The following is a 15,289-nucleotide window of genomic DNA, read 5'->3' on the forward strand; positions in this document are numbered from 1 at the left end:
CTTCGTCTGCCGGGTGGTGCGGGGAGGTGGTCGGGTGCCGCCGGTGGTCAGCTGATCAGGACTTCGGAGGTCTGGTGGCCGTCGGGGGTCCAGGTGCGGATCTCCAGGTAGACGATCTCCGCCTCGGGGATGGCGCGGCCCGTCTCGATCAGCCAGGTCAACACGGCATGGACGACGTCGCCGTGCGAGGCGGCCACCCGCCGCGACCATTCCGCAGCGGGGAATCCGCCGGTGGCTGAGGAACCGTAGGTGCGCTCCTCGGTCCCGTCCGCGCGCGGGACCACACCGCGCCGGATGCCCGCCGAGTCCTGCTTCGACCCGGCCGCCAAGGTGAAGAACGTCCCGCGCATGCGCACCGTCAGGGCGACCCGGCCGTCGGCGGCCGCGGCCGCGTGAATGACACCCGCCAAGTGCGCGGCGCCCGACTTGATGGCCTGCTTCCCGGCGCGTCCGGCCATGCTGCCGCCCGGAACACCGATCACGTCCTTGCCCCGCACCCGCGCCTTCTGCCCCGTCTTGGTGCGGCGGCGGGAGGTGTTCGCCTCCGCGATGCCCGACAGTGCCTCCTCGTCTCGCTCGCCTCCGCGCACGGCCCGCACCATCTGGCGCAGGGCCCCGACGAACGCGGCGCCCTTGCCCTTGGTGAAGAACTGGGAGACGAGGGAGGCGTCGCGGCCGAGCATCTTGGCGACCTGGCGCTTGGTGTAGCCCTGGTCGAGCAGCTGCTGGGTCAGGCGCGCGGCCTCGTTCGGCCGGTTCGGGTCGGCGGGGCTCACTGGTCGGCTCCCTTCGCGGCGAGTTCGGCGCGGCCCAGGCCGCGCAGCTTGAGGTACTGCTCCTGGCTGGTCGGGTGCTCGACTGGCCCGGTCAGGTGTCCCTTGAGGAGGTAGTCCCCCGGCTCGCCCCGGTAGGGCCAGGGCTGGCGCTCGGTCAGCGCGATGCCGTCCGTGCCGAAGTACACGACCGAGCCGGGCTTGGCGTGCAGGGCACCGGCGTAGCCGATGACCTCCTTGCCCTGCCGGTACTTCATGTCCAGCAGCGCCGCCCGCGCCCCCGACCACACGTACGCCGCCCACTCCGGGTGCGCGTACGGGTCGCGGGAGAACCCGGCCTGCCGCTGCCAGGTCACCACCTCGCCGTCCTGGCCGAGGATCTCCACCCCCGCCGGGAGCGCTTCGCCGACCGGGGTGGTGCCGGAGACCAGGCGCGGGCGCTGGGCGAACCCGCCCAGGCCGAACAGCAGCACCGAGCGAACGGCACGGGAGGCGAGGTACGCGGCGGTGCGCTGCCGCTCGTCGCCGTGCAGCTTCGAGAGGTTGGTCAGGTCCGCCCAGGCCGCCTTCAGGCGCTTGCCCCACTCGTCCAGCGGCTTGCCGTCCTCGAAGAGCAGGCCGCCGAGGATCTCGATCTTCCACGGCATCAGGTGGTTGGACAGCGCCAGGTGGACCTCCGCGCCGCCCGCCCAAGTGGTGAAAGTGGCGCCGGGCTCGGACGGGTAGATCCAGGCGCGGTCACCGGTCACCGGCGCGGGCAGCAGGCCGACGTGGTTCCACCCCGCCGGGACGGTCACCCGGATGTTCCAGTGCGAGCAGGACATCAGCGCCTTGACCTGCTCCTGCTCTGTCATCGACGCGAACGCCGCGGCGGTGATCCGGCGCGGGGTGCCGACCGGCGACTTCCACAGGTGCTTCGCGTAGGCGAAGGTGCGGTCGTACTCCACCAGGGCGGGCAGCTGCTCCGGGACGCGCGGCGGCACGATCAGCTCGGTCCGGCCCTGCCCGCCCGTCGCGTGCAGCAGACCGCGCAGCTCCGCCGACAGCACCGGGTATCCGCCCGCCCACTTGCCGCTGGTCGGGATGGTGCGCGACCACAGGTCCCGGCCGGTCTGCGACGGCGAGCCCATGAGGACCGCGTCGTCCCAGTGGCGGCGCAGCGCCTGCCACAACAGCGTAAACGCCTGGCGGCAGGTCACGACGTCGGCGCCGTCCGGGTCGAACCACTCCCCCATCGAACGGATCTCCGTGACCGGGCCGTCCGGGGAGGCGGCGGGGGCGTAGCGGCCGACCGGCTGACGCTGGTGCACGAAATGCCCGGCCAGCTTGTCCCGGCCCGAGCCCACTGCGGTGGTCCACCGCTCGCCGGGGGTGTTGAGCCAGGCGGCAACGGCGTCCTTGAGCGTGCTGTAGCGCTCGGCACCGTCGTGCCAGGGGGCACCGGCGGTGATGTAGACCCGCTCCGTACCCGGCGCCGTGGTGAGGACGGCGTCCAGGATCTCCCCGGGCGTGCGGGCGCCGAGGGCGAGCCGCACCACGCGGTCGCGCACCGCGAGGTCACCGGTCGTCGCGTCCAGGAACACCGTGCTGCGGGCCTGCTGGACGAAGTTCGGGCGCTTGGACACCAGGCCCGTCGTCACCGCCTCGAACCGGGCACCGGCCGGGCCCTCGGGGAGGGCGGGCAGCTCACGCGGACCGGCCTCGACCACCGGACGCGCCGGGGCAGCGACCGGAGCGACCGACACCGCCGGAACGACCGGCGCAGCAACAGCGGGCACGGCCGGGGTGGGCCGCTCGACGACGGCCTGGTCCTCGACCTCGACCGGGGCCGGGGCCGGGGCGGCCGGGGCCGGCTGCTCGACGACGGCGGCAGGGCGAGTCAGCACCGGAGCGACCACGCTCACGGGATCGGCGACCGGCTCGGCCACAGGCGCCTGGGCGGGCGCAGCGTCGGCGGCCGCCTGGTCGTCGGCCTTGGAGGCGCGGACGGCGGCCGGGGTCGGGTCCAGCAGCGGCGCGATCCGCACCACGTCACCGACCGACAACCCGGAGGCCTTCGCGATGGCCGGCGCCTGGGCGCCCTCGTACCCCGCCAGCCCGGCAACCCGGCGCGCCCGCTGGGCGGTGAGCTTGTCCAGCTCCTTCTGCGCGGCGGCGACGACCTTCTCGGCGGCCGTGATCTCGGTGCGCAGCTCGCGCAGACCGGCGAGCTCGGCGGTGTACGTCTTACGGTCCATCAGCGGGTCACTCCCCCTCGGTGGTGGTGGTGTCGGTGATGAGGGGGCGGGCCCGGCGGGCGAGGGTGAGCCAGCCGTCGGGGCCCTGCGTGCCGTGGATATCGGCCAGACCCGCCAGTAGGAACGCGTACGCGCCGCGCTTCGGAGCGCGGGGCTGGGCAGTGCCGGCCTCCCACTTCGCGAACGTCTCCCGCCGGGTCTCCAGGGCCGCCGCCACCTCGACCTGGGTCAGGCCCGCGGCCTTGCGCAGCCGCTCCCGCTCAGCAGGCTCCGGCAGGTCCCCGCCGTCCCGGGCCTTGGCCAGCAACGCGTCGACCGCCGCAAAGATCTCAGACATCACATACCTCCATGCGAGAAAGGTAGCACAAAACACCTCATGTAGCGCAACATAGTTAATCGCACATGAGTAGCATCATGACCGCATCAGGTGCGCATTTCCCGCGAGCAGGAATGCTGCCGCCGTTCGGGACCGGTCACCGCGCGGTGACCGGACCGGCGCTTCCCGGCCTACTCGGCCCCGGCCTCCGATCGGGCCCGGCACGACTCGAAGGACGGGGATGGATAGGTCAGCTCCCCCCAAACCGTGCGGGAGCACCCGGACCGTCGGTGCCGGCCGAACCGGGGGCGGGGAGCGGCTGGTAGCAGCCGGGGCTCTGCGTACCCGGCGCGTCGCCTTTCCCGGGGCACGAGGGGACTCAGGGCGCCTCTCGAGCAAGGCCAAGGAGCGCGACTACACCGCTCGCTGGACCGTCTCCAAGGCCCGCTGGAACCAGAGCGCGCGCCCGCGGGTCCGCCGCCACCAGGACCTGGTCCGCTCAGCCCTGTACCAGCGGGGCTGCCCCCTCTACGATCTCGCACGCGTGTTGCCTCCCTCTCGGTGTGCGGCCCGCAGGGAGGGGTGATCGCGGTCGGCGGACGCTGGCAGGCAGAGCCGAGCCGGGATCACCCCTCCCCTCTCGGGCCTGAGCGCGCCGCAGGGTAGTCGATGCAATGATCGGACGTAAGAGGACTACTGATATGGCGTCAGCTCTCTCAGGCCTGCCCGTAGCCTCTGTGTGGTCTTGCCTACCGCGGCCACCGTGGCCACCGCTTTGTGGCTCTGCCGCCACTGCGGTGCCTGCCGAGCCGCATGGGCTCCCCACCCGTAGAGAAGGGGTCCGTTACCTCGGTTCTCGGTGGGGTCTCGGAACGGGCACCGGCGGGACGCACGGCCGTGCAAGCTGGCCCAGACGGTCGGGTACAGCATCAGGAGGGCCGAGTGACCGAGGTGGACAGCTTCAAGAGGCGCGCCAGCGCGCAGTTCCCACCGCTGCTGACGGACCGGTCCACCGGCCGGGGCATCAGTCTGGACCTCCGGAGGACCGGGCACATCATCGTGGTGGGCGAGCCCGGCAGCGGCAGGACCTCCGCGCTTTCGCTCTGCGCCGCCAACACCGTCGCCGGCGGCGCGACGGCGGTGGTCTACTCGGTCAGGGGCGAGGGCCTGAACCACTTCGCGGGTGTGCACCACCTTGTTCTGCATCGGGGGCTGCGCCCGAGCGTTGAGGGGATCACCGACTGCTGGCACGAGATGGGCGCCCGCTACGAGCGGGTCTTCGACGAGGAGCGCGAGCCGGTCCGGACGACCATCGCCGACCTGCGTGTGGTGATCCTGGACGACTTCGACTTGATCCAGGACGCCGCCGATGCCGGCGGCAAGGAAGCCGCCGAGGCCATCTCCCGCGTAGTGGACATCCTGCGGATGGGCCGGGCGGTGAACATGCACCTGGTCGCCTCGGTCCGTCCCGGTATCAAGGGCGTGGTGGTCCCGCTGTTCATCGACACCTTCACGCCCGTGGTCCTGGAGCCGGTGGCCCCGAACACGGCGAGCACGTGGCTGTCGCCCGCGCCGCGCCGTCGCTTCCCCATCATCTACACCGGCTCCGGCAGCCGGGGCCGCAAGCTGGCATCGCCGCAACCCGGCTGGGCACGAATGAAACAGAACGACATGGTCCGAGACGTCCAGGTGCGCCACGTTGCCCCCGCCCAGGCGCGGGCCATGGTCGAAGAGCCGGAGCTGCGGGCCTGAACCACCAGAAGACCTTCGATGTGGGTGCCGACTTGGGGCGGCCGGGCTGTGTACGGGCCCGCTGGGCGGGGCGTTGCCGGGCGGGCGGGGCCTGTTCATCTGGTGGGGTCGCCGGCGCCGGGGGCGGTCCTGTAGCGTGACTCTCACCATATTTGAACGTGTTCAATAGTGGGGGAAGCGTGGAAGCCTTCAGCGTGTGTCGACCCGTCCCGCGGGCGGGACGGGTTCTGGTGGTGCTGGCGGCGCTGTGTGCCGCGCCGGGCGTGCTCTGGGTGGTCCTCGTCGGTGGGACGTTCATCGACGGCGCACTGGTACTCGGTTTCCTGGCCGCCGCCGCACCGCTGTTCGCGCGTGAGGCCGAAGCCTTCCGGACAGCCTGCCTGACGACAGGCTGGGGGCTGCTCGCAGTCTCGGTCGCCGGCTCCCTCTACGGGCTGTTCGTACTGGCGCCGGCGGGCATCGTCCTCCTCGCCGCGGCAAGCCGGGGGCGCCCCGAACCCCGGCGCCTGCCGCTCCTGCTCGGCACCCTGATATCCGCCACGACCCTCGGCTTCGCCGGCTGGGCGATCAGCGTGGTCTGGATCGCTCCGTACTTCCAGAAACCGGACGCGTTCGTCGCCACGGTCCAGGAGACCAGTCCCCTCCTTAAAACCGGCCATCACCCGGAACTCCTCTACGACGGCACGGGCCTCGGCCACGGCGCCACCAGCGTCTCCATGACATCGACCGGCACACCGCCGGGCGACAGACTCCTCGCCGTCTTCGACCCCCACACCCCCGACGCCGACCTCGCCGTCCTGCGCCAGCTGCTCGCCAACCTGCCAGGCGTCACCGACGTCAGACTCTGCCACCCGCCCACCAGGAACTGCCGCTGACCACCAACGCCCACGACGTCCAGGCCCGAACGCCCTGAGCCCAACCTCGCCCGCGGCCCGCAAGCTCCACCTCGCCCACCTGCGGGTGGCCACCTGGTACGCCGAAGCGGGCCAGCAGATCGCGGCGGAGGCCGCCGAACGGGCCGGGCGCACAGGGGCCGGATTCCCAGAACTCGGCGAGGCCGCCGGCATTACCCGCCAAGCCGCCCGCAAGCGCTGGCCCACCACCGCCGGCGCCATCTGGCGCGTCCACTACCTCGGCGGCCCGCCCGGCGCCCGCGAGGTCACCACCGCCTCCGCCCGCAGCCGCGAACAGGCAGTCGGCCGCGCCCAGTACGCGGTCCAGGGAGGACTGGGAAACACCAACGGCGAGATCGCCGCCGCCGTCACCGACTCCACCGGCACGGTCGTCCTCACCTACGTCGCCGATCACGAGCTCTACGACGCCGCCGAGGTCACCCTCCTCGACCACCTCACCACCGTGCCCAAGAAACAGAACTCCGCCGAGCGGCAGGCCTGGACGGAAGGCTGGCGGGCCTTCCTGGCCAAGGAGATCCGCCGCCGCGGCGGCACCCCCTAACCGCGGCAGGCCCCGGACCGTGCCCGCCGGTCAGAGCCCGCCTCCGTGCAGGTCCCGAGCATCCGACGTTGGTGGTCAGTGTCAGCCGCTACGGCGGATGGGATCCGGAGACAGCCGCCACCCGGCAGGGTGGCGGCCGTCTCGCGTTCGTCAGGCGACTCCTGCCGGAACGCAGAGCGAGGGGACAGGCAGCCACCCGTGGCGCCGAAGTGTCACCACACGCCGGCTGCACCAAGCGGAGCAGTAGAGGCGGCGGGCCGACCCGTGCGGGCGGGGCTGCGCGCACACCGGGCAGTGACCTTCCGGGATATCGGGGGCGAGAAGCTCCAGAAGGCGTTCGGCGCGCAGCTCGTCGTCGAGGTCAAGGGGAACCTGGTCGGCCGGGCAGCCGGAGAGGAGTTCGGCGAGGACGGCGCGCAGCTCGGGAAGGTGACGGCGGCGGGCGCCGGTCAGGGCGAGGTATTCGTCGACGGACCAGGTGACGAGGGTGGCGCTGCGGGTGAGGTACAGGGCAAGGGTGTCAATGCGGTAGCGGTCCGGGGTGTCGAGCAGGAGGTAGCCGATCAGCTGCCAGGCGGTGCTCTTGTCGAGGCGTCGGGTGTGACGGGTGCTCTTGAAGTCGATGAGCATGCCGTCGACCAGGAGGTCGGCGTCGGCAGCGATGTCGACGCCGGCGAACATCGGGCCGCCAGTGCAGCACTCGCGGCCGGTCGACTCCCGCAGCCGTGCGAGCGGTCCGTCCGCGGCAGCCAGGAGCTGAGCGGCGACGTCGTCGACCATGTCGGGGTGGGGCAGGTCCAGCAGGCGTTCCAGGCTGAAGGCGGCGGGGTCGTCGGCCGAGGCCAGGAACAGCGGGGTGTAGACGAACCCGATGTCGGTGCGGGCGGCGATCTGGTACCAGGCGGCAGCCAGCAGCAGGCGAGCCAGATGTCGCTCGTCCTCGAAGGAGCGGTCCATCGCCAACGCGCGGTTGTCGAGGTCCAGGGCGTGCACGGTCTCGGTCAGGCGCTCGGCCAGCTGAACGCCGACGTCCCGCAGACGGCCGCTGAGGGCCGGCGTGCCGACGGAGGCGCTCAGCGCGATCCCGGCGCGGGTGGCCTCGTCCAGCGGGGCCACGGCCGTGAACGCCAGGCGCAGCCGCTGGTCGATCGCGGTGCCCACGGTGCCGGCTTCCGTGCCAACGCCCGGTGGCGGGAGGAGGAGGCGATCGGTGGTGTGCTGGGTGCGGAAGTTCTCGCGCAGCGGGCTGGTGCCGGCCGAGAGTTCCCGGTCCAGGAAGCGGCGCAGCGGGGTGCGGGGGCTTCGCAGGCCGGAGGTCAGGCTCATGCCGTCCACCGCCCCGAACGGACTCTGGCCGCGTAGGGCGCAGTGGGTCGGACAGCGGTGGCGGCGGGAACCGGCGCGGTGCGCACGTAGTTCGTCATGGCCCGCACGCTAGGAATGTCCTCTGACAGGTTGTCGGACGATCGGGGCAACGGGCGTCACCCGTCCGGGACGGTTTCACCTGCCCGGCTCAGCACCGTCACCTGGGCGGCGTGGCCGCCTCGGCTGCGGCCCGGTCGCGGGAACCGACCGGACCGCGGTGAAGACCCGCTGGGGCCTGACCGCGGACAGTGGCGAGAAGGAGACCCTGCAGCGGCTCGCCGCCGACTGCCCGAACGACCCCATCACCGTCGAGCTCGCACGCTAGGTCGCCAGGCCAGACGGCCGGGCGCCCCCGCAAGACCCCCGGCGTAGGTCACTCCCCCGCCGACGCGGTGCCCCTCCTCCGCTCGCGCGCGTCAGGGCGTGTCGTCGACCCAGTCCCAGCGGCGAGGGTCCGCCGGGCGCGGCTCGTAGTGGGCGCGGCCGCCGGCGCCGTACCGGCCGATCTCGGTGAGCAGCGCGGCGCCGTCGGCGAGTTGCTCGGCGTCCCAGCCGGTGACGTCCAGGAGCAGGCCGTCGAGGGGGCCGGCGCACAGTTCCCGGTATTCGTGGCCAGGCTGCGGGCCGAAGTCCGCGTCGTGGTCGGCTCCGTAGACCCGGCCCCGCATCAGCGTCTCATCGTCCATGACCGCCAGCATCCCAGCCGCCACTGACAGATCGGCGGGTGATCAGGGCTTGCGGTTGAGGAGGAGAGCGAGGAGCTCTCGGGCTTCGCGCCGGCGGTGAGGGGTGGGGGCGGCGATGGCGGTGAGGGCGAGGACGGTGATGGTGGTGAGGTAGCCGGCGGCCGAGGTGGCCAGGGCGAGCGTGGCGGGGTCGTGGCTGGGCATGGAGGTCTCCCGGGTCTGGTGGTCGGTGAGCCCGGCCCGCGCCGTCGAGGGGCGCGGGCCGGAGCGGGGGTCAGTGGGTGGCCAGTTCCTGGAGCTGGTGGGCGATGTCGCCGGTGGGCAGGCTGAACGGCCCGCACATCTCGTCCTCGCGTTCGGGCAGGCCGCCGATGGCCTCGCGCCGCGCGTGGTCCGGGCTCGGGAGGCCGGCGGTGTCGGGCAGCGGTGGGGCCAGGAGGGGCACCAGGTGCGGGTAGCCGGGCAGGTCCGGCAGGGCGGGCGGCAGGGGCGCCGAGGTGCCGTCGTCCAGGCGGGCGGCCTGGTGGAACCAGTGCTCCGCGTCGCGCAGCTCGCCCATGCGGATGTGGTGGAGGTAGAGGCAGTAGGCGGCGGTGAGGTCTCCGGCGCCGGCGGCGAACTGCCACCACCACTGGGCGTCGCAGGGCTGGCCGGTGAGGTCCAGCAGGCAGCCGAAGACCAGGCCGCCGCGCGGCTCCCACCGGGTCACCAGAGCGTCCAGCCACTCGTAGGCGTCCGACTCGTTGATCACGAGCTTGGCCAGGGCCTTCAGGTCCCGGCCGGCGTCGTCGAGCAGCGGGTCCTTCGGGGACCTCGCCCCGACCGCACCAGCCACGGGCCGCACGCGAACACGAACACGGCAGCACCGAACGAGCTGGCCAGAAAGAGCCCAGGCCGTACGTGCACGCCCGTGCCCGGGGGGCGAGGCCGCCGAGCCCGGCAGAGACGGCCTGGCCGCCTCCTGGCGCTCGCGCACCGCGCCGTGCGCGCCAACTACCACAGCTGGGGCTACCAGCCCGGGACGTCCGGTGACGACTGGCCGGCCTGCCCGCGCCGCCAAGGACTCGGCAGATAGCAACCCCACCAACTCGACTGCCCCACGTGGTGCCGGGAGCGCAGGGACATACTCGGCGTCGGGAAGGTGGCGGCCGTCGACCGGGCACGCCTCAACGCCGGCTGCCCGCAGCGCGGACGTGCGGAGCGGGTGCGCTCCAGCCAGATCATGACCTGGCGCAGCGTGGTGGGGTCAAGGTTGCGAGTGAGGTCGCGGACGGCCTGGTGGTCGGCGTCGGTCAGGGTGTGGGGCCGGCGCGGGCAAGGGCGGTGTAGAGCGGGTCGGCGGCGGGGCCGGCGAGGCGGCGGAGCGCGACGTCGGCGGTCTGCCGGGCCTGGCGGGCGGCATCGCGAGCACGGTCGGCGATGTCCTGGCGGTGGCGCTGGGCGTACTGGGTGCGCTGGAGTCCGAGGTCGTGGTCCGGGTCGTAGGCCTTGAGCATGGTGGTGGCGGCCTCGCCGCGGATGCGCTGCCACTCCTGGAAGACGGCCGCGGCCCGGACGACGGCGATCTCGTCGCCGGCGTCGGCGCGGCGGTCGGCGATCCGCAGTTCGTCCTGGGCGGCGGCCAGGGTCTGGTCGATGGCCTCCAGGGTGAGCCCGGCCGCCCGGCGGCGGCCCCGGGCGCGGATGTCGCCGAGCAGGCCGTGCTCCTGGCCGTCGAGCTCGTCCTCGTCGACGGTCTGGTCGTCGTCGGGGTGCGGGATGCCGGGGGTGTTGGCGGACAGGTCCATGTGCGCCGACGGTTCAGCTCGACGTGAGTGTGCGCCGGTGATCCCCGGTCAGCGGCGGCCGGTGGCCAGGATGACGAGGAACTGGCCGCCGCCCGCCTCGACGTCAGCGGTCACCGGCAGCCCCGGTACCAGTCGGGAGAACCGGTCAACCAGCCAATCCGCCGCCTCCTGGGCGTCCTTCCTGGTCGGACAACGACCCACCATCTCGCGGCCCCCCTTACGCTCCAGCCTCCCGGCAACGGTGATCAGCGGCGCGGGTTCGACCACGTACAGGCGGTCCGGCCAGGCGATGACCACCTTGACCGCGCCCTTGCGGGTATTGCACCCGCGGTGGGCGAGCCGCTCGGCGACCTTGGCCTTCCGGTCAGCGGTCCGGCTGTCGACGCTGGGACCCCGCGGGTCGTTCACCGACTTGCCGGGGTCGACCGCCTCGTCGCACACCCAGCACCGCCAGCCGTCGCGCTCGGCCACATCATCAAGGAGAGTCACCCGAGCAAACTAGCCTGCCCGGCCGCCACTCCGCACACCAGGGCCTCGGCAACCAGGACCGGCGGCCGGAGCAGCAGAGCGAGTGCGGTCACCACCCCGGCGGCCAGGAGCAGCAGGCCCTCACCATCCACCACCACGAGCACCCGGCGGGCCGGAGGACCAGGCACAGCCGGAGCAGCCGGCGGGGACCGGCACCGGCGACCGGGGACCGGCAGCAGCAGCCGGAGCTCGCGCTACCGCCCGGGGTCCGGCGCCCGCCCCCCGAACCACCGCACTCTGCCGGCAGCTCTCCCGGTGAATTCCGAACCGATCTTTCCGGACTGTTCCCCGGCAATCCCCGGCGGATTGGGAGACGGAATCCGAAGAGAAATAGGACCGGCGATCTACGAGGGTCCGTCAATTCGGATGGGCCACCCGGACGGCCCCGGCGCTACCGACGGCCTCGGCGCCCCTCCGGCAGGCCGCACGGCGAACACGAACAGTGACACGAACAAGGGCATCCCTGGAGCACCCGGACGGTCCCGCAGAGCCCGCACAACCCTCGGGCAGTGGTTGAACCAATCCGGGTGCGAGGGCAGGAAACCCCGAAAACACATGGATTCTCACACGCCACCCGAAACAAGGTCACGCCCTCGGGATCGGGCACGACGGGCCGCCCCGGCCCCGCCCGGGTTCCGTCACCACTCCGGCCGTCACAAAACCCCGCCAGCCACCCCACCCAGGCACACACAGCTCCTCCTCCCGGCCCGTCCGCACAGCCCCGCCCAGTGGTCCGTGCACTCACGCGCTGGTGCGGTCCTTGGGCGGGTGGAGCTTGGCGTGCAGCACCCGGCGCCTCCCACCACGGATCGTCCGAAGCGGATACCAGCGCGGGCCCTTGCCGCGGAAGGGCAAGTCGTCATCGTCCGCTCCGGTCAACGGGCGCTGGCCCCGAGGGCAGGTCCCGGTCCTTACGCATCGGCGAGGCCAGCAATAGGCCGCCGCAGAGCACCAGCAGCCCGGTCATGATCCACATCGTGGCCCGGAGCCCGAGCGCCGCGCCGAGCCCGCCGCCCGCGACGGCGCCGAGCGGGATGGTGGCCTGGTTGGCGAACATCGAGGTGGCCACCACCCGGCTGAGCAGCGCGGGCGGGGAGTAGGTCTGGCGAAAGCTCCCGAGGACGACGTTGCAGAGTACTGCCCCGGCCACCATGACGACCGAGCCGAACGCGTACAGGGCCACCCACGGGCCGGGCCCGGCCACCGGGAGCAGCAGGCCGAAGGGCGTGGCGACCAGCAGGGCGAACCGGACGGCGCGCGCCGTGCCGAGGCGTCGGCAGAGCGGTCGGGCCGCAACGGCGCCGAACACTCCGCCCAGCGCGCCGGCGGCCGCCAGGACCCCGACCGCGCCCGGGGCCACGCCCACCTCGCGGACCAGGAAGAGGACGGCGATCGACTGGTAGCCGGTGAGCGCGAAGTTGGCCGACGCCCCGTACAACAGGAAGGAGCGAAGAAAGCGGTCGCGCAGGATGAAGGCGAGGCCCTCGCGGACCTGCGTGCGCAGCGAGCCGGGCACCACCGGCGCAGGCACCGGCTCCCGATCGCCGCGGATCAGCAGCAGGGTGACGGAGGCGACCAGGAAGGTCACCGCGTCGGCGAGCAGCCCGACGGCCGCGCCGCACCACTGCACGGTCAGGCCCGCGACGCCGGGCCCGGCCACTTGGGCGGCCGAGGCGCTGCCCTGGAGCTTGGCGTTGCCCTCGATCAGGTCGTCCCGGTGGACGAGTTCCGGCAAGTATGCCTGGTAGGCGGCACTGAAGAAGACGGCCGCGGTGCCGGTGAGCAGGGCGACCAGCAGCAGTTGGGCCATCGTCAGCACGTCCAGCCACCCGGCCACCGGGACGCTGACAAAGAGCGCCGCCGAGGCGAGGTTGCAGGAGATCATCACCGGCCGCCGGGGTAACCGGCCGACCCAGACGCCGGCCGGGAGGCCGAGCAGCAGCCCGGGCAGCCAGACGGCGCCGCTCAGCAGGCCCACCGCGAGCGGCCCGGCGTCGAGCGAGACCACGGCGACCAGCGGGAGCGCGACGGAGGTGACGCTGCTTCCCAGCCGGCTGATGCTCTCGCCTGCCCAGAGCAGCCGGAAGTCGCGCTGCGCGAGCAGGCCCCACCGCGAGCAGGCGGGCGCGCCGGGCGAGGTGTCGGCCGGGGCGCCGGCCCGGGCGAGGTCGGTCGTCATGGCCGGGCCGGGACGCTGTGGGCGAAGGCGAAGACGGACTCCCGCTCCCGCCCGTCCTCGGGCACCGGCCGCGCGGCCCACCCCTCCAGGACCGCCACCAGGTCGGCCGCCAGCTCCCGGGCCTCCTCGGGAGTCAGCCGCAGCCAGGTCTCGGTGGCGACGGCGCAGCCCTCGCGCCACTCGGGGGCGTAGTCCTGCCGGGTGGCGAACCAGGCGCGCACCAGGCCGGCCTGACGCTCCAGTTGCAGCGAACCGGCGGCGTCGGCGACCGCCTCGGCGACCGGGTCGTCCTCGAAGTCGGCCCGCGCCCAGCGCAGGCTTGCGGAGGTGAGACGCCACCACCGCTCGCGCCGGTCCCGGGCCAGCCCGGGCGCCTCCTCGACCAGGCCTGCCCCGGCCAGCACCTTGAGGTGGTGGCTGACGTTGCCGACCGCCTGGCCGGTGCGCTCTGCGAGCAGGCCGACGGTGGCGGCGCCGTCCACCTTGAGCACGTCGAGCAGGCGGCGCCGGACCGGGTGGGTGAAGGCGGCCAGGACGCGGGAGTCGGAGATCTGCCGGACGTCGCCGCGCGCGGCGGCCGGGGCATCGGGTTCATCGGTCATGCGAGGAGAATATGCACAAGAACTCTTGTACAACAGTAGTTGTATGAAATCTCTTGTTGATCCCCTGGTCGGCCCGGAGCGGCCGGGAGGGCGGCACCGCGGGTGGAGGCGGGCAATGGGCAGGCTGCGGCGCCCTCATACGCTGCGGTTCTTCGCCGGGTAGAGCTTCGCGTGCAACACCCGGGCCTCCCATCACGGATCGTCCGGAGCGGACACCAGCGTGGCCACCAGCTCCCGCTTGGTCGGCGCAGGCAGCACCAACAGACCCAGCCCCTTCGCGGCGCGGGCGTTCACACACCCCGGGCACTCCAGCCGGTCCCGGCCGGCCTCCTCCCGCAGCCCCAGAACCGAACCCTCCTCCCCACCGATCAAACCCCGACACGTCCAACACGGGCGCAGCGCGGCGTTGGCCCTCTCACGCGGCTGTCCGCTATGGGAGAACCGCAGCCACAAGCACCCGAAGCCCGAGCACCACCGAGCCCGCTCCAGCGGTCGCCCCCACCGCCTGCCAGATCACCGAGCGCCTTCGTCGGCGACCGCCCTCACCCATGCCCCGGCACCTCGCGGCAAGCCAAACGGCAATGGTCCGCCCTAGAAAGGCGCCTGCACACACGAACAGACAGACCATGAGAAAGAGCGCACTGCCAAGCGATTCCATGTCCTCATCCCCTGACGCAACAGCAGTTCGCCAGCACGCCGCCTCACCACGTCAGAATACTATCCAACTTTTGAACACGTTCAATACTGGCCCAGGGTGCCAGGCCTCGGCGGTGAGCTGGAGCTGGGGGGCCAGCTCCAACGGGGCCTCGAAGGTGCGGCAGATCATCTCGGCGGCCGCATTGAGGGCCTCGCCCAGGGCTGGGCCGAAGGCGACGTCGGCGACCTGGGGCAGGACGATGGCGTACGTGCCCGTCCGACCAGCTGGCCTGCACGGTGTACGTCATGCCCTTGAGCAGTTGCCAGTCGTTCGCGCTGTACCACTCGACCTGTCCGGGCTGGGGCTTCCTGGCCTTTCCCTCGCGGGAGGAGAGCCACTTCTCGACCGCGGGGATGCCCTCGACCAGGACCGAGTCGTCCTCGAGGTAGTCGAAGCAGTGGAAGCCGCCGTTCTCCTGGTCGACGTGGATGTTCAGGAGCGAGCTGCCCATGATGCCCAGGCTCCAGAGCGCCTCGCCGTCGTTGACGACGGCGAAGTGCCAGCCCGGCCGGCCGTGGAGTAGGTCGCCCAGGTCTCGCCACTCGGCCAGACGGTCGATCCCGCCGCCGTAGCGGTCGCAGACGTTGTCGTAGTCGCCGTTGTCGAACTTCACTCGGACCGAGTTACGGGCGCATGGCCTCAATGCCAGTCCGGGCGGGGGACAGCACTGACCTGTCGTCAGAATCCGTTGCCATAACGGTCATGGAGTCTGTCGATCGAACGGGAGTCTCGATCGGGTGATCGCGGGCCTTGTCCGGCATGAGAGAAGAGCCTGGCGGTATGCGGGGAAAATCCAGGGGAGCGGATGGCCGCGCGCTGCTACGGTCGGGCGCCATGAGCTGGCTTCCCGATGACTTCGTCCACCCCGTCCTGGTACCGCTGCCGGGCGGTGGTCATCACCTGCGGCCGATC

General features: G+C 72.5%; 16 protein-coding genes and 1 pseudogene. 4 read left to right on the plus strand and 13 right to left on the minus strand.

All coding sequences use genetic code 11. The features are described 5' to 3' along the window. Window positions 1-47: 47 nt before the first annotated feature. The 3 genes from ACZ5WK_RS36685 to ACZ5WK_RS36695 are packed head-to-tail and all read right to left on the minus strand — an operon-like array spanning window position 48 to window position 3,347. Entirely contained in the window at window positions 48-776 is a 729-nt protein-coding gene (locus ACZ5WK_RS36685) for a helix-turn-helix domain containing protein (protein ID WP_465554316.1), read from the minus strand. Then, window positions 773-3,010 carry a hypothetical protein gene (locus ACZ5WK_RS36690; RefSeq protein ID WP_465554318.1) on the minus strand — a complete coding sequence of 746 codons (2,238 nt, stop codon included), beginning with the start codon at window positions 3,008-3,010 and terminating at the stop codon, window positions 773-775. The genes ACZ5WK_RS36685 and ACZ5WK_RS36690 overlap by 4 nt, the downstream gene beginning before the upstream one ends. 7 nt (window positions 3,011-3,017) lie before the next feature. Then, the gene (locus tag ACZ5WK_RS36695; protein ID WP_465554320.1) at window positions 3,018-3,347 is read right to left on the minus strand and encodes a helix-turn-helix domain-containing protein; all 330 of its coding nucleotides are present in this window, start codon (window positions 3,345-3,347) and stop codon (window positions 3,018-3,020) included. A 921-nt stretch (window positions 3,348-4,268) separates the two neighbouring features. On the opposite strand from ACZ5WK_RS36695, the gene ACZ5WK_RS36700 reads away from it, so the two are divergent. The 3 genes from ACZ5WK_RS36700 to ACZ5WK_RS36710 all read left to right on the plus strand — a co-directional run bounded on the left by ACZ5WK_RS36700 (window position 4,269) and on the right by ACZ5WK_RS36710 (window position 6,533). After that, on the plus strand, window positions 4,269-5,078 hold the full coding sequence (locus ACZ5WK_RS36700) for a hypothetical protein (protein ID WP_465554322.1): 810 nt from the start codon (window positions 4,269-4,271) through the stop codon (window positions 5,076-5,078). A 194-nt stretch (window positions 5,079-5,272) separates the two neighbouring features. Continuing rightward, entirely contained in the window at window positions 5,273-5,953 is a 681-nt protein-coding gene (locus ACZ5WK_RS36705) for a hypothetical protein (RefSeq protein WP_465554324.1), read from the plus strand. 85 nt (window positions 5,954-6,038) lie between these two features. After that, window positions 6,039-6,533: a hypothetical protein gene (locus ACZ5WK_RS36710; protein ID WP_465554326.1), complete on the plus strand. Its 495-nt coding sequence runs from the start codon at window positions 6,039-6,041 to the stop codon at window positions 6,531-6,533. 150 nt (window positions 6,534-6,683) lie between these two features. On the opposite strand, the gene ACZ5WK_RS36715 is transcribed toward ACZ5WK_RS36710, so the two are convergent. From ACZ5WK_RS36715 to ACZ5WK_RS36760, 10 genes are all read right to left on the minus strand, one after another. After that, window positions 6,684-7,859, minus strand: coding sequence for a hypothetical protein (locus tag ACZ5WK_RS36715; RefSeq protein ID WP_465554328.1), 1,176 nt, complete (start codon window positions 7,857-7,859; stop codon window positions 6,684-6,686). Between the two features lie 455 nt (window positions 7,860-8,314). Beyond that, a complete protein-coding gene (locus tag ACZ5WK_RS36720) occupies window positions 8,315-8,584 on the minus strand; it encodes a hypothetical protein (RefSeq protein WP_465554330.1) in 270 nt (89 codons plus the stop codon). Between the two features lie 42 nt (window positions 8,585-8,626). Beyond that, the gene (locus tag ACZ5WK_RS36725) at window positions 8,627-8,788 is read right to left on the minus strand and encodes a hypothetical protein (protein WP_465554332.1); all 162 of its coding nucleotides are present in this window, start codon (window positions 8,786-8,788) and stop codon (window positions 8,627-8,629) included. 70 nt (window positions 8,789-8,858) lie between these two features. Continuing rightward, window positions 8,859-9,419, minus strand: coding sequence for a hypothetical protein (locus tag ACZ5WK_RS36730; RefSeq protein ID WP_465554334.1), 561 nt, complete (start codon window positions 9,417-9,419; stop codon window positions 8,859-8,861). 457 nt (window positions 9,420-9,876) lie between these two features. Further along, entirely contained in the window at window positions 9,877-10,371 is a 495-nt protein-coding gene (locus ACZ5WK_RS36735) for a hypothetical protein (RefSeq protein ID WP_465554336.1), read from the minus strand. Window positions 10,372-10,419: 48 nt separating this feature from the next. Continuing rightward, window positions 10,420-10,860, minus strand: coding sequence for a hypothetical protein (locus ACZ5WK_RS36740; protein WP_465554338.1), 441 nt, complete (start codon window positions 10,858-10,860; stop codon window positions 10,420-10,422). An 898-nt stretch (window positions 10,861-11,758) separates the two neighbouring features. After that, window positions 11,759-13,078, minus strand: coding sequence for an MFS transporter (locus ACZ5WK_RS36745; protein WP_465554340.1), 1,320 nt, complete (start codon window positions 13,076-13,078; stop codon window positions 11,759-11,761). Continuing rightward, window positions 13,075-13,680 (minus strand): ArsR/SmtB family transcription factor, encoded by a 606-nt coding sequence (locus ACZ5WK_RS36750; RefSeq protein WP_465554342.1) that lies wholly within the window; start codon window positions 13,678-13,680, stop codon window positions 13,075-13,077. The genes ACZ5WK_RS36745 and ACZ5WK_RS36750 overlap by 4 nt, the downstream gene beginning before the upstream one ends. 192 nt (window positions 13,681-13,872) lie before the next feature. Then, the gene (locus ACZ5WK_RS36755) at window positions 13,873-14,052 is read right to left on the minus strand and encodes a hypothetical protein (protein ID WP_465554344.1); all 180 of its coding nucleotides are present in this window, start codon (window positions 14,050-14,052) and stop codon (window positions 13,873-13,875) included. Between the two features lie 329 nt (window positions 14,053-14,381). Beyond that, a complete protein-coding gene (locus tag ACZ5WK_RS36760; protein ID WP_465554346.1) occupies window positions 14,382-14,990 on the minus strand; it encodes a hypothetical protein in 609 nt (202 codons plus the stop codon). A gap of 167 nt (window positions 14,991-15,157) precedes the next feature. Between ACZ5WK_RS36760 and ACZ5WK_RS36765 the strand changes: the two are divergent. Beyond that, window positions 15,158-15,289: pseudogene (locus ACZ5WK_RS36765) on the plus strand (N-acetyltransferase); the annotation flags it as partial.

The sequence above is a fragment of the Kitasatospora sp. NPDC032757 genome (assembly GCF_055579305.1).

What these genes read in the sequence shown, in the direction of transcription:
- ACZ5WK_RS36735 (WP_465554336.1), bottom strand. Translation starts at nt 10,371, where the DNA reads ATGGACCTGTCCGCCAACACCCCCGGCATCCCGCACCCCGACGACGAC.
- ACZ5WK_RS36725 (WP_465554332.1), bottom strand. Translation starts at nt 8,788, where the DNA reads ATGCCCAGCCACGACCCCGCCACGCTCGCCCTGGCCACCTCGGCCGCC.
- ACZ5WK_RS36750 (WP_465554342.1), bottom strand. Translation starts at nt 13,680, where the DNA reads ATGACCGATGAACCCGATGCCCCGGCCGCCGCGCGCGGCGACGTCCGG.
- ACZ5WK_RS36695 (WP_465554320.1), bottom strand. Translation starts at nt 3,347, where the DNA reads ATGTCTGAGATCTTTGCGGCGGTCGACGCGTTGCTGGCCAAGGCCCGG.
- ACZ5WK_RS36690 (WP_465554318.1), bottom strand. Translation starts at nt 3,010, where the DNA reads ATGGACCGTAAGACGTACACCGCCGAGCTCGCCGGTCTGCGCGAGCTG.
- ACZ5WK_RS36745 (WP_465554340.1), bottom strand. Translation starts at nt 13,078, where the DNA reads ATGACGACCGACCTCGCCCGGGCCGGCGCCCCGGCCGACACCTCGCCC.
- ACZ5WK_RS36720 (WP_465554330.1), bottom strand. Translation starts at nt 8,584, where the DNA reads ATGGACGATGAGACGCTGATGCGGGGCCGGGTCTACGGAGCCGACCAC.
- ACZ5WK_RS36715 (WP_465554328.1), bottom strand. Translation starts at nt 7,859, where the DNA reads ATGAGCCTGACCTCCGGCCTGCGAAGCCCCCGCACCCCGCTGCGCCGC.